The organism is Fibrisoma limi BUZ 3 (genome assembly GCF_000296815.2).
In the GTDB taxonomy this organism is placed as follows: Bacteria; Bacteroidota; Bacteroidia; order Cytophagales; family Spirosomataceae; genus Fibrisoma; species Fibrisoma limi.
Window position 1 is genome coordinate 1603947 of record NZ_CAIT01000009.1, and the last position, 20323, is coordinate 1624269.

At 52.8% G+C, this 20323-nt stretch carries 15 protein-coding genes; 12 read left to right on the top strand and 3 right to left on the bottom strand.

The annotated features are described in order from the left end of the window. Window positions 1–45: 45 nt before the first annotated feature. The 9 genes from BN8_RS26450 (at window position 46) to BN8_RS26490 (ending at window position 11486) form a co-directional block, all read left to right on the top strand. Entirely contained in the window at window positions 46–453 is a 408-nt protein-coding gene (locus BN8_RS26450; protein WP_009285023.1) for a ketosteroid isomerase-related protein, read from the top strand. Window positions 454–457: 4 nt separating this feature from the next. Continuing rightward, entirely contained in the window at window positions 458–1069 is a 612-nt protein-coding gene (locus tag BN8_RS26455; RefSeq protein ID WP_009285024.1) for a GNAT family N-acetyltransferase, read from the top strand. A gap of 75 nt (window positions 1070–1144) precedes the next feature. Continuing rightward, window positions 1145–2287, top strand: a complete 1143-nt coding sequence (locus BN8_RS26460; protein ID WP_009285025.1) for a Gfo/Idh/MocA family protein — start codon at window positions 1145–1147, stop codon at window positions 2285–2287. Between the two features lie 144 nt (window positions 2288–2431). Then, window positions 2432–4405: a glucosamine-6-phosphate deaminase gene (gene nagB / locus BN8_RS26465; RefSeq protein ID WP_009285026.1), complete on the top strand. Its 1974-nt coding sequence runs from the start codon at window positions 2432–2434 to the stop codon at window positions 4403–4405. A 96-nt stretch (window positions 4406–4501) separates the two neighbouring features. Next, window positions 4502–5266: a hypothetical protein gene (locus tag BN8_RS26470; protein WP_009285027.1), complete on the top strand. Its 765-nt coding sequence runs from the start codon at window positions 4502–4504 to the stop codon at window positions 5264–5266. Window positions 5267–5428: 162 nt separating this feature from the next. Next, the gene (locus BN8_RS26475) at window positions 5429–6772 is read left to right on the top strand and encodes a ComEC/Rec2 family competence protein (RefSeq protein WP_009285028.1); all 1344 of its coding nucleotides are present in this window, start codon (window positions 5429–5431) and stop codon (window positions 6770–6772) included. Window positions 6773–6842: 70 nt separating this feature from the next. Continuing rightward, on the top strand, window positions 6843–8015 hold the full coding sequence (locus tag BN8_RS26480) for an acyltransferase family protein (protein ID WP_009285029.1): 1173 nt from the start codon (window positions 6843–6845) through the stop codon (window positions 8013–8015). A gap of 80 nt (window positions 8016–8095) precedes the next feature. Then, a complete protein-coding gene (locus BN8_RS26485; protein ID WP_009285030.1) occupies window positions 8096–8509 on the top strand; it encodes a hypothetical protein in 414 nt (137 codons plus the stop codon). A gap of 52 nt (window positions 8510–8561) precedes the next feature. Beyond that, a complete protein-coding gene (locus BN8_RS26490) occupies window positions 8562–11486 on the top strand; it encodes a M16 family metallopeptidase (RefSeq protein ID WP_009285031.1) in 2925 nt (974 codons plus the stop codon). Window positions 11487–11552: 66 nt separating this feature from the next. On the opposite strand, the gene BN8_RS26495 is transcribed toward BN8_RS26490, so the two are convergent. The 3 genes from BN8_RS26495 to BN8_RS32090 form a co-directional block, all read right to left on the bottom strand. Beyond that, window positions 11553–12308 (bottom strand): LytR/AlgR family response regulator transcription factor, encoded by a 756-nt coding sequence (locus BN8_RS26495; RefSeq protein WP_009285032.1) that lies wholly within the window; start codon window positions 12306–12308, stop codon window positions 11553–11555. 71 nt (window positions 12309–12379) lie between these two features. Then, complete coding sequence (locus tag BN8_RS32085; protein ID WP_009285033.1) at window positions 12380–14308, bottom strand: tetratricopeptide repeat-containing sensor histidine kinase; 1929 nt, start codon at window positions 14306–14308, stop codon at window positions 12380–12382. Next, window positions 14305–16344, bottom strand: coding sequence for a sensor histidine kinase (locus BN8_RS32090; protein ID WP_009285034.1), 2040 nt, complete (start codon window positions 16342–16344; stop codon window positions 14305–14307). The genes BN8_RS32085 and BN8_RS32090 overlap by 4 nt, the downstream gene beginning before the upstream one ends. A 321-nt stretch (window positions 16345–16665) precedes the next feature. On the opposite strand from BN8_RS32090, the gene BN8_RS26510 reads away from it, so the two are divergent. Genes BN8_RS26510 through BN8_RS26520 form a run of 3 tightly spaced genes read left to right on the top strand, consistent with a single transcriptional unit; the run spans window position 16666 to window position 20245 of the window. Continuing rightward, on the top strand, window positions 16666–17115 hold the full coding sequence (locus tag BN8_RS26510) for a hypothetical protein (RefSeq protein ID WP_009285035.1): 450 nt from the start codon (window positions 16666–16668) through the stop codon (window positions 17113–17115). A gap of 20 nt (window positions 17116–17135) precedes the next feature. Beyond that, complete coding sequence (locus BN8_RS26515) at window positions 17136–17735, top strand: hypothetical protein (RefSeq protein ID WP_009285036.1); 600 nt, start codon at window positions 17136–17138, stop codon at window positions 17733–17735. Between the two features lie 47 nt (window positions 17736–17782). Continuing rightward, on the top strand, window positions 17783–20245 hold the full coding sequence (locus tag BN8_RS26520; protein WP_009285037.1) for an outer membrane beta-barrel family protein: 2463 nt from the start codon (window positions 17783–17785) through the stop codon (window positions 20243–20245). The last annotated feature ends 78 nt before the right edge of the window (window positions 20246–20323 follow it).

Consider the following 20323-nt stretch of genomic DNA (forward strand, 5'->3'; position numbering starts at 1 on the left):
TTTAACTTCTCCTATCTTTGCCGCACATTACTCACAACTCATTTCATGACTGCTCAGGAAACCGTTACCAACTACTACGACGCTTTTAATCGCAAAGACTGGCGTACTATGCTCGATCTGGTTCATCCAAACGTTCGCCACGATAGCAACCAGGGGTCGACGCGCATGGGTAAGGAATTATTCAGCCAGTTCCTACAACACATGGACGATTGCTACGATGAGACCCTGACCGAGATCGTCGTCATGACTGAGCCGACTGGTACGCGGGTTGCCTGTGAGTTTGTCGTAAACGGGGTGTACAAGAAAACAGATGGCGATCTGCCGCCGGCTACCGGCCAAACGTACGTATTGCCGGCTGGTTCGTTTCTGGACGTATCGGATGGCTTGATTACACGCATCACGACATACTACAACCTGCCACTCTGGGAATCATTAGTGCTGGGTAAACAGTAATACGTTGTCTATTGTACCAACTTCTTCCCTGACGTTCGCCCGGTTTGTTGGCTCGGCGTTTCGTACTGTTTTCGACGAGTTGGCCGCCTTGCGGATTACGGTGTTTCGCGACTTTCCGTATCTCTACGAAGGCTCCGTCGACTACGAAAAAGCGTATCTGGAAACGTACGCCCGGTCTGAACGATCGTTTCTGTTCGCGGTTTACGACGGCGACCGGATGGTTGGGGCGACTACAGCCATCCCGCTACGTGACGAAACTCCGGACGTGCAACACCCTTTTCTTCGGGCGGGCTACGATCTGGATACGATCTTCTACTTCGGCGAAAGTATTCTGCTACCGGCCTACCGCGGCCTGGGGCTTGGCCACCGATTTTTCGACGAGCGCGAGGCTCACGCCCGTCGGTTCGGTCAGTACACCATAACCTGCTTCTGCGCCGTGCAACGCCCCGACGATCATCCGCTTCGTCCGGCAGACTACCAGCCGCTCGATGCGTTCTGGACTAAACGCGGCTACCAGCGCAACCCTGATCTGCAAAGTACATTCGCCTGGCCTGACCTCAACGAGACTGTTTCCAGCCCTAAACCTATGGTGTACTGGATGCATAAAATAGGTTAATGTACCATCTCCAGGGATCAAACCAACATAACCGGCTACCAGGCAGTTGTTTCAGCGAATAGAACCTGCAACGCTATGGAACAAAACGCTGGCACAGACCGGGAACTTGGTATCGGTATCATTGGTATGGGCGGCTTCGGCCTCTTTGCCGCTCAACAATTTCTTCAAACTCCTCATACCCGGCTTGTGGCTATTGCCGGCTCCAGACGGGAGGAGGCCCTGCGTACGGCCCAGCGCTTCGGCGCCGACCAGTTGGATTCCATTGAGGAACTGGTGAACCATCCGGATGTGGATGTTGTCTACATTGCTACGCCCCCGTTTCTGCATTACGAACAGGCTATGCTGGCCCTGAACGCCGGCAAACACGTCATCTGCGAAAAACCACTGGCCCTTGACCCCGAACAGGGCCGCGAGATGATCGAGACCGCCAGGCAAAAGGGCCTGCTGATGGTGACGAACCTGATGCAGCGCTATAACCCCATGTTTGCCCGCATCAAGCACCTGATTGAGAAAAAGCTGCTGGGTGAGTTTCTGCACGGCTATTTCGAAAACTACGCGGGCGACGAAGGACTGACGCCTGACCACTGGTTCTGGGACCGCAGCAAAAGCGGGGGCATTTTCATTGAGCACGGCGTTCACTTCTTCGACATGTTTGCAGGCTGGCTTGGCGACGGGAAGGTGGTATCGGCTCAGGTGGTGGAACGGCCGGGAAGCAGCGCTATCGAAGATCAGGTACAGGCCACCGTTCAGTACGGTACCGAGGAAGAAGGCATCAAACTCGTCAATTTTTACCACGGTTTTACGCAAACCGGCCGGATGGATCGGCAGGAAATGCGGCTCGTCTTTGAGCGGGGCGATGTTACGCTCTTTGAATGGGTACCAACCCGGATGATCATGCGCTGCGTAGCCGACGAAGCAACCACCAGGGCCCTGATGGATCTGTTTCCGGGCGCTCAACTGAACGTAACGGAAAACATCGGTGGCAAAGACCGGGTGATGCGCGGGCGGCACAAGGAGTTTGAAGCCTACCAGCGTATTGAGTTGCGGTTTGGCTTCGGCGAAGAGAAGCAGCACCTCTACGGCGAACTACTGCGGCTCATGTTCCGGGATCAGGCCAGCGCAATTCATTACCCCGAAACCCACCGTATCATCACAGAAGAAAACGGATTAAACTCACTCGAAACCGCAACGGCGGCCGATCGGATGGCGCGACAGTAGATTGAAGCAGGTAGTTTGTAAAATCGATATTATAAAAAATTTTAAGAACAATAGCCGATTCCGTGTAAACTCCGACGCAGGCTATAGCAAACTACCTGTTTTTTTTCTGACCTTTGCGCTGTCTTATCATCCTCCGCCAGCGCTATGATTACGGAATCCACGCTACTCGACAGTCCGAACGGACGCGCGTCGGGTGAGCCGGTTCAGTCGGCCATCACCTACGAAAAAATTCCTACGCACATTTACGCCGATGCGAAAGCTGCTTCCCGCGCCGTGGCGCAGGAAATTGCTGATCTGATCCGTCAGAAACAAGGTGAAGGCAAGCCCTGCATACTGGGTTTGGCTACGGGTTCATCGCCCAAAACAGTTTATGCCGAACTCGTGCGCATGCACCGCGAAGAAGGACTTAGCTTCCGCAACGTGGTGTCCTATAACCTTGACGAGTACTACCCGATGGAGCCTGACTCGCTGCAGAGTTACTGGCGCTTCATGAAGGAGCAACTCTTCGACCACGTTGACATCCCGGCAGGAAACTACCACATTCCGGATGGTACGGTTCGTCCGGAAAAAGTAGCGGAATTCTGCAAGCAGTATGAAGCCGATATCGAAGCCGCCGGTGGATTAGACTTTCAGCTACTGGGTATTGGTGGCAACGGTCACATCGGTTTCAACGAACCGGGTTCGCTCAGCAACTCGCATACCCGACTGATGATGCTCGATAATTCGACGCGGGCGGCTGCTTCCGGCGATTTTGGGGGTCTGGCCAAAACGCCCCGTAAGGCTATCACAATGGGGGTTGCCAGCATCCTGAGCGCCCGCCGGATTGTGCTGCTGGCCTGGGGCGAACGCAAAGCACCGGTCATTCGGGGCGCCGTGGAAGGTACCGTTACGGAGCAGAACCCGGCATCGTACCTGCAAACACACCCGAACGTACTGTTCGTGATCGACGAAGCCGCTGCATCCGAACTGACCCGCATGAAAACGCCCTGGTTGGTGGATTCGGTCGTGTGGGACAACAAGATGATTAAAAAGGCCGTTACGCACCTGTCGCTGACGCTGGGCAAGCCCGTCCTGAAACTAACCGACCGCGACTACAACGATAACGGGATGAGCGACCTGCTGGCGCAATACGGCCAGTCGTACGACATCAATATCGATATTTTCAACCAGCTTCAGCATACCATCACCGGCTGGCCGGGTGGTAAACCCAACGCCGACGATACAAATCGGCCGGAGCGGGCGCTGCCGGCACAGAAACGCTGCCTGATCTTCAGTCCCCACCCCGACGACGACATCATTTCGATGGGTGGTACGTTCCAGCGACTGGTCGATCAGGGCCATGAGGTACACGTAGGGTATCAAACGTCCGGTAACATTGCCGTAGCCGACGACGAAGCGCTACGTTTCGCGGATTATGTGGTTGACTTCAACAACCAGTTTGGGATCAAGAGTCCCGAAGCTACCCGTATTTTCCAGGATGCGGCAGCGTCGCTACGTAGCAAAAAGGATTCAGAAATGGATACCGCCGAGGTTCGATACGTAAAAGGGCTGATTCGGCGTGGAGAAGCGAAGTCGACTTGCCGGTTTGTCGGGATTCCGGTGGAAAACGCTCACTTCCTGAACATGCCGTTCTACGAAACGGGTACGGTAGCCAAAAAGCCGCTTGGCGAAGAGGACGTAAAGATTGTGATGGACCTGATTGAGCAGATCAAACCGCACCAGATCTACGCAGCCGGTGATCTGGCCGATCCGCACGGTACGCACAAGGTTTGTCTGGATGCAGTGATGGAGGCCGTTCGCCGGTTGAAACAGTCGAACGCGACCCCGGAAAACTTCATGAAAGACTGCTGGGTTTGGCTCTACCGCGGAGCCTGGGCCGAGTGGGATATTCACGAAATCGAGATGGCCGTACCGATGTCGCCAGACCAGGTGATGCGCAAACGCCTGGGTATCTTCAAGCACCAGTCGCAAAAAGATGGTGTAGTATATCAGGGCACCGACTCGCGTGAGTTCTGGCAACGGGCCGAAGAGCGTAACCGCACAACGGCCGGCCTGTATAATCACCTGGGCCTTGCTGAATACGAAGCCATCGAAGCCTTTGTCCGCTGGAAGTTTTAATACTACAAGCCGAGACTATAATACAAAAATTGGATAGCTTTGCAGAGTTATCCAATTTTTGTATTATAGCACCTTGTTGTAAACTTCCCGTGCGGCATGATAAGACAGAGTAAGCAGAAGGCCCTACGATTGTTCGCGCTTCATGAATTCATTCGTGACCATTTTACCAAGTCCGACTGGATTAAACTTGGATACCTTACCGACAATCAGGAACTGATTGAAGAACACCCGCGCCTGCTCCGTAGTCTGGACTTCAAAGACGACGACTACGAAGGCAACATTATGCAGGTGCTGTCAAAGCTCATTAGCGAAAACAACAGTAACCTGATCGAGATTGAGCGAATAATCGAGGACAAGAAGCTTCGGCTCAGCAGTCCGACGTATACCTTCGTTTCAACGGTTCATACACAGGAACCCGAGCGGGTCATCACGTTTGCCCCCGATGTATTCCGCGTGCCTGATAAACCAGTAGAAAGCAATGTTTTGTCGGTCATGATGCCGTTCGAGTCGCGGTTCATGGGTACCTACACTGCCATCCGCAATGTTTGTTCACGACTGGGTATCGAATGCCGCCGGGCCGACGACATCTGGGACAACAGCATCCTGATTCAGGACGTATTCGACCTGATTTTCACGTCCAGAGCCGTTATCACCGATTTTACCGACCGGAATCCGAACGTATTCTACGAAACCGGAATCGCGCACACATTGGGCAAAGTCGTGATCCCGATCACGCAGGCCGTTGGCGATATTCCGTTTGATCTGCGTCACCACCGGGCGCTGACCTACCTGCCCAATAGCGAAGGTCTGCTGAAGCTGGAAAAAGACCTGGAAAAGAAACTGGCAAAGGTGTTTTCCTGAGCACTCGTTCAGAGTCCCGGCAGTATCAGGCAATTATTCTTTAAAACGTAACGATTTCATTACGCTGAGTTCACAGTAGTTCGCCAGTTTTGACGAAATGATTTATTGGGATGGATGGAGATACGCTTTCAACGCTGACTCCATCCTGAAACCGTTCGTCGTATGGCCTTCAAAACTGTCTTTCAGCTAGTCGCCTTTCTGATTGCTACGTTACCCGCGTTTGCCCAGACCATCGGCCAGCCGCTGAATGCGTGGCAGAACGGGCAGGTTGAGATTCATTTCATTCACACCGGCCGGGGGAACTGTGCGTTCTATGTAATGCCCGACGGCACTACGTTTTTGCAGGATGCGGGCGAACAGGACCCAACCGATCCCCGCACACTGTCGCTGCGTAATACGCCCCTAGTCCCCGACTACACCAAACGGCCCTACGAGTGGATTGCTGACTACATCCGCCAATACATGCCTGCTGGTCGCCAGCCCGAAATTGACCATGCGCTGGTGACGCACTATCACGATGATCACTACGGCCACGTGTATCAGGGCGCTCCGTACGACAGCAGCGGCCGGTACTACAAGACGGGTATTACCGGCCTAGGCTCTGAACTGCCCATACGTCATCTGATGGACCGGGGCACTACGTATCCAAGGCCGTTTGGAAAGGAGGAGTTGACGAAGCGTTTTGTATCCGGTACGTATCCGGAAGAATACGCTACGTTGCAGAACTACTGGACGTTCGTAGAGCATCAGGTACGCCAGAATAAGCTCAAACATGAAGTGTTTGCCGTAGGGCGTGCCGATCAGATCGCCATGCTGCGTAATCCGGCGAAGTACCCTACGTTTAAAATTCAGAACTTCTACAGCAACGGCGACGTCTGGACGGGGCAGGGTGTAAAGCATATCTTCCCGGACTTTAGTAAAGAACCGGCGAACGCCCGCCGATCCGGCATGGCACTGCCCGGCGAAAATCAGGTAAGCTGCGGCTTCAAGCTGACCTACGGGCCGTTTTCGTTCTTTACCTGTACCGACATCAGTGGTATGGCCGAGCTGGGTTTACCCGACTGGTACAACGTCGAAAGCAAGATTGCCCCGTACGTCGGCCAGGTCGACGTAATTACAACGAACCACCACGCCAATACCGACGCCATGAACGTCGATTACCTACGGGCGCTGCGGCCTCGGGTTATCATTCAGGAAGTCTGGTCGTCGGATCACCCCAGCCACGATGCGCTGCGCCGGATGACCTCGCGCTGGGTTTACCCCGAGGACCGCGACCTGTTCGCAACGAACATGCTGGAAGCGAACAAGATCGTGATCGGCCCCGCCCTCGAACATGCGTACAAGGCCTTTGAAGGGCATATTGTGGTGCGGGTGGAGTCGGGGGGCGAACGGTACTGGGTGTACGCCCTGAACCACCGCAGTCGGCAACGGGAAGTCATGAAGGTGTTCGGGCCCTATACACCCAAAGCGAACGTAACGGCGAATCAGACTAGCCGCGGCCGGTAACTGGTCTGGTTGCATGACTTTTTCTTTTGCCCGAATCGTAGTAAACTTACCTTTCGATTAGAAAACGTCCATGCAGACAACTACCTCACCGGCTTCGGTCCGTTCGTCGGAATCGCTAACCAATCCCCAGCGACTGCTTTCTCTGGATGCCTTCCGTGGTCTTACCGTGGCAGGAATGATCCTGGTCAATAACGCTGGCGACTGGCAATACGTGTATGCTCCGCTCAAGCACGCAGCCTGGAACGGCTGGACGCCCACTGATCTGATCTTTCCATTCTTTCTGTTCATCGTTGGGGTATCTATTACGTTTGCATTGGCCGGCGGCCAAGAGCACACGAACGTAATCGGGAAGATTCTGAAGCGGAGTTTTACCCTGTTTATGCTTGGCCTGTTCCTGGCGTTTTTCCCCAAGTTTGACATCACAACCGTCCGCATTCCGGGCGTATTGCAGCGCATCGCCCTGGTGTATCTGGCCTGCTCACTGATCTATCTGCGAACAACCACCCGGCAGCAAACGTGGCTTCTGGCCGCCCTGCTGGTTGGGTACTGGCTGGTAATGACCGTTGTTCCGGTACCCGGTGTTGGTTACGCCAATCTGGAACCCACAACTAATCTGGCTGCCTGGCTCGACCGGACGGTACTAACCACGGATCACCTCTACAGATCGACCAAAGTATGGGACCCGGAAGGATTACTCAGCACCATCCCGGCCATCGGTACGGGTCTGGCGGGCGTGTTGGTCGGTACGTGGCTCCGTCGGCGTGATGTAGCTGATGCAGACAAAATAGCCTGGTTGTTTACGGTCGGTTGCCTAACTACGCTCGGGGGCTTGATCTGGGATGCGTGGTTTCCGATCAACAAAGCCCTGTGGACCAGTTCATACGTACTGCTGGCGGCCGGTCTGGCCATGCTCGGCCTCGCCTTGTGCTACTGGCTCATCGATGCGCAACCGGCATTACGCCCAACCGCTCGCCGGATAGCGCAACCCTTCGTAGCCTTTGGCGTCAACGCCATTACCGTCTTCTTCCTATCGGGGTTGATTCCGCGCATTCTCAACATGATTCATATTCAGCAGCCCGACGGCTCAGAAATCGGAGCGAGGGAGTGGCTCTACCAGCTATTTTTTGTACCTTACTTCACTAATCTGCACAATGCCTCGCTGGCCGGTGCGCTCACATTTGTTCTGATCTGGCTGGTTATTCTGTGGATCATGTACCGGAAACATATCATCATCAAGGTCTGAGCGACCCCAGGGCAAATCAGCCGGTTGAGTTGGTGCCGGCAAACGTAACGCCGGGGCATCAGAGCCTGACCCCAACCGTTATGCGGTCGCTGGAAACGCTTCACCTCAGCGATCTGAAACGTCAGGTTGAGCGAATTCTCGGCTGGGAACCCGCCCGGTACTGGCAACCACGCGATTTCACGCAGCTCAGTAACAAGATTTTTGCGTACACGTATCACTACATCAGCGCCCGGGACTTACAGCGGTTCTGGCAGGGCCCTGCGGCTGCTACCCTTCAACCTCCCCTACTCGACACCCTGGCCCGATTCGTGGATTTCCGTGACTGGGAGGACTTTTGCACCCGCCATACGTACGGCATCATTGAAACCGGCCACGGCACAGTACAACCATATCCCCGGGTCTGGGAAGTACCGACGCGCTGGGTCCTGATTCTCTGGTCACTGTCGGTGCTGGCGTCCATCCTGACGGCCTTGCTACTCGTCTGGTTTCGGTAAACGTTTCCACTGAATATTTCGTTATTTTGTTGCATTTTCCACTGACATAATCATGTACTTGAACGACCGCCTGGTACGTTTTGCTTTTCCCGTAAGCCTGCTGCTTAGCACCACGCTGGTGCTGGCACAACCGGCTACAAAACCAAAACCCACGAAGGCCCCGGCCTCTCAGTCAGTGTCGGCTCCGGCTAAAGCTGGATTCGACCTCAGTAAGCCTATTCCAACCGATCCTGCCGTGAAAGTAGGTAAGCTACCGAATGGCCTTACGTATTACATCCGCAAGAACGCCGAGCCTAAAAACCGCGCTGAACTCCGTCTGGTGATCCGGGCCGGATCGGTGCTGGAAACCGACGAACAGCAGGGGCTGGCGCACTTCATGGAACACATGGAGTTCAACGGCACCAAAAATTTCCCAAAAAACGAACTGGTCAATGTGCTGCAATCGGCGGGTATCCGCTTCGGGGCCGACCTGAACGCCTACACCGGTTTCGACGAGACAGTGTATCAGTTGCCCGTTCCAACGGATTCGGCCAACGTATTCCGGCAGGCCTTCCAGATTCTGGAAGACTGGGCCCACAACGCCACTCTCGACCCCAAAGAGATCGATAAAGAACGGGGCGTTGTGCTCGAAGAATGGCGACTGGGCCGGGGGGCCGGTCAGCGGATGCGCGACAAATATTTTCCGCTGATCCTGAACAACTCCCGGTATGCAAACCGCCTGCCGATCGGTAAAGAGGACGTCATCAAAAACTTTAAGCCGGAGGTGCTTGAGCAGTTTTATAAAGATTGGTACCGCCCGGATCTGATGGCCGTAATTGCCGTGGGTGATTTCAACGTGAATGAAGTGGAAGGTATCATTCGGGAGAAATTCAGCCGGATTCCGGCCGTCCCGAATCCAAAGCCCCGTACGGAATACGACATCCCGGCCCATAAGGATACCAAAGTGGTGATTGTGACGGACCCCGAGCAGCCTAACACGGTTGTTCAGGTTATTTACAAGCGGCCGGAAATTAAAGAACGTACCCTGAACGATCTGCGCGAAAGCATCAAGCGGGGTTTGTTCAACACGATGCTTGGGAATCGAATCCAGGAACTGACCCAGCAGGCCGATCCCCCATTTCTGTTCGGCTACAGCAACTACAGCGATTTCCTGGGTAATCTCGACGCTTTCACGTCCGTAGCTGTGGCAAAAGAAGGGAACGTAGAGCGGGCCATTCGGGCCGTGCTGGACGAGAACGCCCGCGTGAAGCAGTTTGGCTTTACCGAAACCGAGCTGGCCCGCGCCAAGCAGGAATTTTTTACGGGTGTTGAGCAGGCGTATAAAGAGCGCGACAAAACCCGCTCGTCGAACTTCGTCAACGAATACGTACGGAACTTTACCGACAAGGAACCATACACAAGCATCGAGTTTTACTACGACTTCCTGAAGAAAGAGCAGGCAACGATCAAACTGGCCGAGGTGAATGCACTGGTTGATCAGTTCATCCGGAACGAAAACCGGGCGGTGGTCGTGATGGCTCCCGATAAAGACAAGGATAAGTTACCCAGCGTTGAGCAGATTATCAGCTATATCGATAACGCCGGTAAGGGGCTGACCGCCTACAAGGACGAAACGCTGAACAAGCCACTGCTCGCCAAAGAGCCTGTTCCCTCGCCCGTGGTTAGTGAGAAGCCCTTGAAAGACATCGGTGCAACCGAATGGACGCTCAAAAACGGGGTGAAGGTTGTCGTGAAACCCACGAACTTCAAGAATGACCAGATTCTGTTCTCGGGTACCAGCTACGGCGGTACGTCGCTCTATGCCCTCAAGGACTTTATGTCGGCCCGGTTTGCCTCGACGTTGGCAACCCTGGGTGGAACCGGCGAATATAACCAGATTCAGTTGGGTAAGTTCCTCGCCGGAAAATCAGTTAGTGCGTTTCCATACATCGGGGAACTGAACGAAGGTGTCAGCGGCAGCGCAGCGCCCCGCGACCTGGAAACGGCCATGCAACTGTTGTATAGCTACCTGACGCAGCCCCGGAAAGATGCCGACGTTGTGAAAGGGTTCCTGTCGAACCAAAAGAGTGCGTTGCAGAACCAGATCAACACGCCTACACCGGCACGGGTGTTCCAGGATACGGTATCGGTGACGCTCGGTAACTACAACCCACGCCGGATGCCGCTCAAACCCGAGGATCTGGACAAGATCGACCTCGACCGGGCATTGACAATTTACAAGGAGCGCTTCGCCAACGCCGGTGATTTCACGTTCTTCTTCGTGGGTAACTTCGACGAGAAAACGCTGAAACCGCTGGTCGAGAAGTACCTTGGTGGCTTACCCACCAATGGCAAGCCCGAAAAATTCAAAGACCTCGGCATCCGAATTCCGGCCGGGCAGATCAGCAAAACGGTGTACCGGGGTGTTGATCCAAAGGCTACGGTTCAGTTGGTGTACAGCGGTGACTTTACCTGGACGACCGATAACACGACTCAGCTCGATGCGCTGGCCGAAGTGCTTGAAATCAAACTGATTGAGAAACTACGCGAGGAAGAAAGTGGCGTGTATGGCGTTGGGGCCAGTGCGATTTACAGTAAGTACCCCGTACCACGCTATACGTTCCGCATCGGCTTCGGTTGTGCGCCGGAGAACGTCGAAAAGCTGATTGCCAAAACGCAGGAACTGATCAACGATCTGAAGCAGAAAGGCGCTGCCCAGGGCGATATCAACAAATTCAAAGCCGAAACCCGACGCGAGACGGAGTTGCAGTTAAAGGACAATCAGTTCTGGCTCAGCTACCTGGCAAATCAATATTACAATGACGACGACCTTAATGAAGTGTTGCAGGAAGACGAGCATCTGAAGAAGGTAACCGTCGAAAGCACGAAGGAAGCCGCCAACAACTACTTCGGCAACAACTTTGCCCGGTTCGTGTTGATGCCGGAGCAAAAAGCCAGTACCAGCACCGCCAGCCAGCAAGGTGGAGGTAAGCAGTAATCATTGATTAGACAGCAAAGCCACGTAGCCAGTCCAGTTACGTGGCTTTGCTGTTTTTATACCCGCTCATACCCAGCCAAACCGCTCCATGAGTCGGTCTTTCTGCTGACGAGCTACAGGGATGCTGACGCCGTTGGTGAGCAGGAGGTAGGTGCCTTCACCTTTCACCAGCTTCTGAATGTGTTCCAGATTGACCATGTACTGCCGGTGTACCCGCAGGAAATCGCGGCTTTCAAACACTTCCTGTACATCCCCAAGGGTTTTGGCTACTACGTACTGCTGGCCTCCTTCGAGATGAAAGCGAGTATAATTACTATCGGCTTCACAATAAACAATCTGCTTTGTATCGACAAACACCATCCCGCTGGCGTGGGGGAGAGCAATGCGCCCTCTCGCGGGAGGGTTAATCCCCGCTGTGCCGGTGGGGTAGTATTGCCGCATCAGTTCCAACTGCTGGGGATTGATGCGGGCAGTCGTTTCAGCCCGGCGCACGGTAGCAATCAGGTCAACGGTATCAATAGGCTTGAGCAGGTAATCCAGCGCTGAAAACCGGAACGCCCGCACAGCGTATTGATCATAGGCTGTTACGAAAACGATGTGGAAGTTGATATCCCCCACTCGTTCGAGTAGTTGAAAGCCGTTCATAATCGGCATCTCGATGTCGAGGAACACCAGGCCGGGCCGCAGGGTCTGAATGGCCCGCAGTCCTTCGGTACTATCGGTAAACTGCCCAACCAGTTCAACCTGTGGGCAGTGCCGGTTCAATTGCAGGGCCAGCAGCCGGACGTTGTCGGGTTCGTCGTCAATGATGAGAGCGCGCATGTCTTTAAATAGTGAAAGAGTGAATGAGTGATTCAGCCTTTCGCTCTTTCACTCATTTACTCGTTCGCTCTTTAGATAGGTATCTGTAAAATCACTTCTGTTCCGGCGGGCTGACCCCCGGCACCAACAAGATCCTGAATGGCTACCTGTGCCTGAGTCTGGTACAACTGGTTGACTAAGGTGATGCGCTCGGAGGTTAACTTTAAACCAAATGACTTGCGGTGGCTGGCCGATTTACTGCGTAACTCGGCAGCTCTGGCCCGGCCTATGCCATCGTCGGTAATGGTCAGTTGAAGCAGATTTTCTTGTGGCTGGCTGGCCCGGACGCGGACAGTACCGCCTTCGGGTTTGTGCATCAAGCCGTGCCAGATTGCATTTTCGACGTAGGGCTGCAACAGCAGGGGCGGTATCTCGACGAAGTCAGCATCAATACCCGGTTCGAGCTCCACCACAAACGACAGTTTTTGCTTGAAACGCATAATCTCCATATCAGCGTAGAGCCGGAGCATATCTAACTCGTTACGAAGTGTCACGCGCTCTGAGCGGGAGTTTTCCAGTACCATGCGGATAAGCCGGGAGAACTTAGTCAGGTATTCAGATGCTTTTTCTGAATCGTTCTCAGTGGCGTAGAGTTTGATGGAGTTGAGACAGTTGAAGATAAAGTGGGGATTCATCTGCGCCCTTAACGCAACCATTCGCTCTTTTTCGATTAGCTGTATTTGAGTGGCTTTCAGCGCATCAAGCGTTTGTTCCAGGGCTTTACGTTGTGCCTCAACTTGTTCGTTCTGACGATTGAGGATATGGTTAGCACGTTGCTGTTGTTGTCTGCTTCGCCATAGGAAGAAAGCAACTAGAATAGATACTGCCAATCCTACTAACAGGCTTAAACGAAGTACCCGACTATTAGATCTTTCCTGCGCTTGAAGTAACTCATAACTGCGTTGCTGCTCATTCAGAATGAACATTTGCAGCCGACGAAATCTATCTGCACTAAATAGGCTGTCTTTGACTTTGGAAGCTACTTCCTGAAAATAGAAGGCACTATCTATCTGGTTTTTTGATTTATACAGTTGAGCCAGCAGGCTGCTTGTACTTAACAACAAAGGCTTCTGTAAGACTTTTTGGGCATCCTGAAAAGCCCCTCTGGCATAATACAAGCCGGAGTCGGCCTTGCCCAGAGCAGCATACACCTCCGCAAGCTGATACTTACTTCTTGTTTTGTTGAGCAAATCATCTACCTGGCTTGCCACTATAAGTGCCTGATGGTTGTAAACCAGGGCACCCTGCAAATCATGTCGAAGCTGTTTAATCAACGCTAACCGTTCCAGAATCAAGGCTTTCAGCCCTTGGGAGGGAATATAACTTAAGCCGGAGCTGGGCATACGCAGCGCTTGCTGCTGGAAGAAAAGAGCCGAGTCAAGCATGCCCAATTGTTGATAGGCGTCACCAATATTTGATAATCGAAATCCCGCGTAGGCCGCTCTCTTACCGAACGGTCTGTAGGCTCGCGACTCAAAAGGACTTTGGTGATAGATACGCTCCGCTTGGAACAAGTAATCAAGCCCTCGACGATATTCACCCAACTCGTTGTAGACTATAGCGGCAAAGCTCAGCGTATTAGCTTCTTCCGATAAATCATTCGTTTTCCGACTCACAGAAAGCGCTTTAAAGTGAGTGTCCAGCGCTTTGGCATAATCGCCCCGAAGTCTGTACACTTCACCCAGGCGGGTTAGTGCAGCCGCTTCCCCTTTGGGAAAGTGACTGCGGACGGCAATTTCAGAGGCCTGTTGCGTCAGTAAAATGGCCGTATCCGCGTTGAAGAACTGATAATTTGCTGCTAACTCCGTTAGTAATAACGACCGAACGTCGTCCTGCTGCGAGTGCGCTAAGTTAAACTTCAGACTGTCAATAACCTGTCGCTGTGCAAAAGTACAAGTAAGGCTACTGTTCAGTCCTGCCAGCAGATAAGATAACCACCTATACTGTCGCAACGCTCTCATACCGGTATCTCTAACGTTACGCGCGTCCCACAAGCCTCCCCGAAACTATCTACCAAGTCCTCAATCCGGGCCTGGGTCTGCATGTTATACAGTTGGTTAATCATCCGGATGCGGTCGGCCGTTACCTGCATGCCAAACGACTTGTGCTTGCCCGCCGACTTGCTTTTCAGCTCAGCCGCCCGCTGCCGCCCTATGCCATCGTCAGTGATTTCAATATGCAGCAGGCTCTCGTGCGGTTGCTCAATCTCGATGGTAATGATGCCGCCTTCGGGCTTGTGCATGAGCCCATGCCAGATGGCGTTCTCTACGTACGGTTGCAACAACAACGGCGGGATACGTAGATACTGCTGGTCAACGGCTGGGTCCACCTGGATACTGTACTGAAGTTTATGTTTGAAACGCATGGCCTCCAGTTCGATGTAGAGCCGCAGGGCTTCGAGTTCATTGTGCAGAGTGACCAGTTCTGATCGGGAGTTTTCCAGTACCAGGCGAATGAGCCGGGAGAACTTGGTTAGGTATTCCGAAGCCCGTTCTGCGTCGTTCTCCAAGGTGTAGAGCTTGATGGAGTTGAGGCAGTTGAAGATAAAGTGCGGGTTCATCTGGGCACGCAGGGCGGTCATTTCGGTATCGGCCAGCTTCTGCTCAAACTCGGTTTCAAGCTGGCGGATGTGCTGTGCTTCGATAAGGCGGCTTTGGGTTTCAATTTCCCGGGTACGTTCGGCTACCTGCCGCTCCAGGTTTTCTTTTTGGCTGATAAGCAGTTGCTGCTTTTCAGACGCTAATTGTTGTATTTCGATGAGCTTGGCTGATAAACTCCGGTTGATAAAAGCAAAGTTTTCGCCCAAAAACCACGATATACAAAGCGGGATACTCATCACCCCAATGAAATCTAATAAACTTGCAATATGCCCTTTCCACAATTGGGGAAAATATCCATAAAGGTGTATCAGGTATCGTATCTCTAAGGCCACCATCGATAGCACCATGCCACAAAGAATCAGGAGGGCGTTTCGCTTCTTGTCTAAAAGGGCCTTGATCGCTACGTAAAAGCAGGCCAATGCACTTATGTTGGTCGTCCAGACTTCAGACAATCGTACGCCATTGTAATAATCAGTATAAAAGAGTACCAGAAGGAAAATGCAACAAGCAACTGTACTCCAGAAAATGAAATCCGGTTTGTAATTAAACAGGGCGAATAAAGCCCGTAGCAGCAGCAGGTAAGTAAGTGTATAGACAGGGCCACGCAGCAAACCACAATACAGTATGAGGGGCAGATTGTCCATTGGTTTGTTATACACAAACAGAACCCACATCAGAATGTGGATTCCGTAACATAGGGCCATGCCGGAAAAATAGAGGTTGGCTTTCTGAACCGGATAGAAGGTGTAGAAGGTGAAATGCAAGAAAAACAAAAGCAGGAAGGCACCTACTTTAGTGAACGCAAACGCCATCATTGTTCCAATAAAATAAAGATTGAAATTTTCAACCTCCTCAACCGGAACCAGTGAAGCATTAAAGAAGAAATTGGGCACACTACCAAATCGGTTATATGGTAATCCTTTCTGAAAAGCACCCCGAATCGCTATCAAGACATTAGAACGGCTGATAGGTAACCCAAGAAACGTAGAATAACAGCCGGCTTTTACAGATGAAGCGTTCAGGGCACCAAACCGTTTTATCAATTGTCCATTAACATAGACTTCGGAAGCCCCGACATGAGAAATTTTGAGTGCTAACGATTTACCCGGCAAGACCGTATCAAGGCTTATCCTGAGCCGCATCCAGACAATCTTACCGTCCTGAATCTGGGATAAGTCCATAACATCCTGAGTAGGGTCAATGGGAGGCCATTGACTGTCATCAAATTCTGGTCTTGCCCACGCCAACGTATCGCCTGGATGCCACTTCCAGCCTTTACTGAGCTGTAGCCCCTCCATAGGAAATCTCATCGACATCTTCTCTATTGGAGCCGTTAGCCCCCAATACAATATAGCCGTAATAAAAGCCAGCCAAATGAAGCGGTAGCGATTCCTCATGCGACGGTTTAGATAAGGCAGTCTCTAATTCATATACTCCCTGAGGTAAGCTACTAAAATCCAGATCATTACAATACTTCAAGCAGCGTGAATGGTCAGTCTTTTGAGTGACTGGTCGTTTTTCTGAGTGGGGCAAGCGAACGGTCGTGTTCGCTACCGTTCGTTCAGTGGCTCATAAATGCTACGCTTTACGCAGAAACTTAATACGCTCGTCCTGAAGTGTTTTCGGGTGCGAAAGCCGACTTATACGTTTGTCAGCATAATTCTGTTACCAACTACCTGTCTATCAACGACTCAGCAAGAAAGCTATCTATTCACCCCATGAACGCACTTTACCTACGTCCGTCACTGCGGAACCTGATCAGTTGTGTACTGTTCCTGGGTTTCGCTCTGACTACGCCTTCGCTCTACGCCCAGACCTTCGCTGGTCGGGATTATCTGACCGAGTCACCGGTTAGTATTCGTGCTTTTATTCACCCTGATGCCCGAAGAACCGCCATTATAGTTCGCCTGGACGGCTACCCGAGCGGTGCCGTACGAATCCATATCACGAACGAAAAGCAGGAAACATTTTACAATGACTACGTATCAAAACCGAAGTATGCCGGCCGACTCGACTTGTCAGCTTTACCTTACGGGGTTTACACAATTGAGTTGAGCGACCGCTTTGCCCGGTATACGCAGCAATTCCGGATTGAACCGAAAATGACTGATCGTATCGTGATGATCACTGCCCCTCCTAAGTCAGACAGCTTATTGGCAAGTCATTAACTACAACCTCCACAACCCATATGAAAACGACCGTAATCCTCCCCCTCCTTTTTAGCGCCCTGACGTCAGTACAGGCGCAGGACTTTCGGGCACTACCGCCTTTGGAGCAGCCTAACGCGGCCGAACTGGCTTACTTCAGCGGTAAGTATCCTGATCTTACGGCTGAGAACATTCTGGACTCCGCCAGTGTGCGACTGGTTACCGGATTTATGAATGACATCATGGAGGGTCAGTTTGAAGCCGCCCATGAACGAATCGCCAACAATTTTCGCGCTTATGGCCCTGGACTTTACGAGTTCCTGATAGCTGACGAGTTGTTTACCCAGTGGGAACACAACGGGCGGCTGTTCGCAGACCAGCAGTTCATTATTGAAGATAAGAAGTTTGTCAGCGTCTCGGATGGCGACCGGCAAGGTACATGGGTGTTCATAAAGGCAGTCTGGTCAGCGCAGGATAAGCGCTACCAGTGCAAACCCGTTCGGATAGCTTTCTACGAACTGGCGCATGTACGGGACAACAAGATTCTGAAAACCTACACCAGCTACGGCAACGATCAGCTCTTCTACGACCTCGGCTTTCCGCTCTATTCCAACCGTCCGGAGGTAACGCAAAACAGATAACAAATGGTACCGCTGGGCTACCCCTGGCCTTACAACTCTTTTTAACCATGAAAACAACATTACTTCTTTTGCTCATTATATCTGTGCCGTTCACGAGAGTCTGGGCACAGACGACACTGCATGGATTGGTCCACGACAACGCGGGTAAACCATTACCCTTCGCGACGGTGGCTCTACTCAACGCCCGAGATTCAGGCGATACGTTGGACCGGCTCGTTAAAGAAAGGAATAGTGACGCGCAGGGGCTGTATGCCTTTGAGAACGTACAGGCGGGAGAGTATCTGGTGCGGGTTACGGCGGTTGGCTACCAGAAAGCCTACTCATCGGCTATTAGCGTAACAAACGAACCTGTCAACGTACCTACGCTGACGTTGACGGAAGCCACCAGCAAACTGGCCGAGGTCAAGGTTACGGCCAAGAAGCCGTTTATTGAGCAGCAGATCGACCGGATGGTGGTCAACGTTGCGCAGAGTATCGTGGGTAGCGGCAGCACGGCGCTCGAAGTGCTGGAGAAAGCACCTGGCGTTACGGTCGATTACCAGAACGAGCGGCTGCAACTGCGCGGCAAAGATGGAGTGATTGTCCAGATTGATGGTCGGCAAATGTACCTTTCCCAGCAGGAAGTGATCACGTTGCTACGGTCGATGTCGAGCGATAATATCGAGACGGTTGAACTGATAACGAATCCCGGTGCCCGTTATGACGCGGCTGGCAATTCGGGTATAATCAACATCCGACTCAAGAAAAACTCGAATGTTGGCACCAACGGCACGATCTCGATAGCGGGGGGCTCAGGGCGGTTCGACCGGGAGCGGGGTAGTCTGCAACTGAATCACCGGGCCAATAAGCTGAATCTGTTCGGCTCCTACAGCCTGAACCGGGGCGGTAACTACTGGGACTTCCTGATGGACACTAACCAGCCTGACCCGACTCAGGATAACCCCAACCAACGTAATTTTGGCCGACAGACGACTTACCTGCGCTTCCGCGACCTGGGCCAGAACGCCAAAGCCGGGCTGGATTTTTCGCCTAACCAACGTACAACCATCGGTCTTGTCTGGACCGGCCTGTGGAGCGACCACCGGGAACGCGGCCCCGCCGACGCCGTGTTTCGGCGCACCGAAAACGGGCCGGTTTATCTGCGGGCACGTACCGAAAAAACATATGACACCTTCAGCCAGAATCAGGTCGGCAACTTGAACGTACAGCATTCATTTGGCGAAAAGCACGGGCAGGTTACGGCTGATGTTGATCTGGGACACTTCAGCCGACAGCACGCCAACAGCCTGCTGACCGAAACGCTGGTGGTTTCGGAGGGAGCAACTCCGCCCGTGGGTGGCCTATTGCTGACTCAGCCGACCACCATCGACATCCGCACGGCCAAAGTCGATTACAACCGCCTGCTGCCGGGTGGCTGGAAACTGGAAACGGGCTTGAAAACGGCTTCGGTCAAAACGGATAACGACCTGCGCATACGTATTGGGACGCTGGCCGAAGGGCAACAGGGTCGGTTACAGCCCGATCCTAGCCAATCGAACCGGTTTCAATATACCGAACGAGTCAATGCGGGGTATGTGAGTATGTTGGGGAAACTCCTTAAAAAGACAGACGTTCAAATCGGTTTGCGGGTCGAGCAGACGCATTCAGTGGGTCATTCGCTCACGTTGAACCAGCGCGTGGAGCGGAACTACCTGAAGTGGTTTCCGAGTCTGTTTGTAAACCACCCACTGGCGAAAGGGCAAACGCTGACCTTGTCGTACAGCTACCGCATCGACCGGCCCAGCTACCAAAATCTAAACCCGGCGCGGGGCTTTGTCAATCCGTTTGCGTTCAGCATCGGGAATGCGTATCTGCAACCCCAGTTCACGCACTCCACCGAAGCAAAATATACGCTGAAGAACAACGTATTTGCATCACTGGCGTACAGCCGCACCACCGACCTGATGTTTTTCACGATTCACCCGGTAGAGGGTAATAAAACCTACGTCACGTTTGAAAACCTCGGCCTGATGCGGGGCTATACCCTGACGCTGGGCGTGCCACTGACGGTAATGAAAGGCTGGCAGTTGCAGACCAACTGGCTAGGCTATTACAACCGCTTTCAGTACGATTATGAAGGAACACTCCTGCAGGTCGAGAACGTAGCGGGACGGCTTAACGCCAACAACGCCTTCACACTGGGCAAAGGCTGGACCGCCGAACTCAACGGTTGGGTTAGCACCCCGGCCGTGAACGGCATTTGGCGTACACCCTGGGTAGGATCGCTGGACGTGGGTGTTCAGAAAGCGGTGGGTACCCGGTTGAAACTGAAGCTGAGTGGGCAGGATGTACTGCATACAAACCAGTTTATTCCTACAGCCAACACTCCGGATTATCAGTCCCAAACTCGTTTAGCGTTCGACACGCGCATCGTACTGCTGAATCTAACCTACAGTTTCGGTAACCAGCAAATCAAAAGCGAACGTCAACGGCGCACTGCCTCCGAAGACGAAACCCGCCGGGCTAATTGATTGGCCCGGCACTAGGGTTATTGCTGGCTTAGCAGCTTAATATAACCAGCCGTTCACAAAATAGATTCTACCGTTCGC

Coding starts and splice junctions, on each gene's coding strand:
- BN8_RS26450 (WP_009285023.1), top strand. CDS start 46: ATGACTGCTCAGGAAACCGTTACCAACTACTACGACGCTTTTAATCGC.
- BN8_RS26460 (WP_009285025.1), top strand. CDS start 1,145: ATGGAACAAAACGCTGGCACAGACCGGGAACTTGGTATCGGTATCATT.
- nagB (WP_009285026.1), top strand. CDS start 2,432: ATGATTACGGAATCCACGCTACTCGACAGTCCGAACGGACGCGCGTCG.
- BN8_RS26470 (WP_009285027.1), top strand. CDS start 4,502: ATGATAAGACAGAGTAAGCAGAAGGCCCTACGATTGTTCGCGCTTCAT.
- BN8_RS26475 (WP_009285028.1), top strand. CDS start 5,429: ATGGCCTTCAAAACTGTCTTTCAGCTAGTCGCCTTTCTGATTGCTACG.
- BN8_RS26480 (WP_009285029.1), top strand. CDS start 6,843: ATGCAGACAACTACCTCACCGGCTTCGGTCCGTTCGTCGGAATCGCTA.
- BN8_RS26485 (WP_009285030.1), top strand. CDS start 8,096: ATGCGGTCGCTGGAAACGCTTCACCTCAGCGATCTGAAACGTCAGGTT.
- BN8_RS26490 (WP_009285031.1), top strand. CDS start 8,562: ATGTACTTGAACGACCGCCTGGTACGTTTTGCTTTTCCCGTAAGCCTG.
- BN8_RS26495 (WP_009285032.1), bottom strand. CDS start 12,308: ATGCGCGCTCTCATCATTGACGACGAACCCGACAACGTCCGGCTGCTG.
- BN8_RS32085 (WP_009285033.1), bottom strand. CDS start 14,308: ATGAGAGCGTTGCGACAGTATAGGTGGTTATCTTATCTGCTGGCAGGA.
- BN8_RS32090 (WP_009285034.1), bottom strand. CDS start 16,344: ATGAGGAATCGCTACCGCTTCATTTGGCTGGCTTTTATTACGGCTATA.
- BN8_RS26510 (WP_009285035.1), top strand. CDS start 16,666: ATGAACGCACTTTACCTACGTCCGTCACTGCGGAACCTGATCAGTTGT.
- BN8_RS26515 (WP_009285036.1), top strand. CDS start 17,136: ATGAAAACGACCGTAATCCTCCCCCTCCTTTTTAGCGCCCTGACGTCA.
- BN8_RS26520 (WP_009285037.1), top strand. CDS start 17,783: ATGAAAACAACATTACTTCTTTTGCTCATTATATCTGTGCCGTTCACG.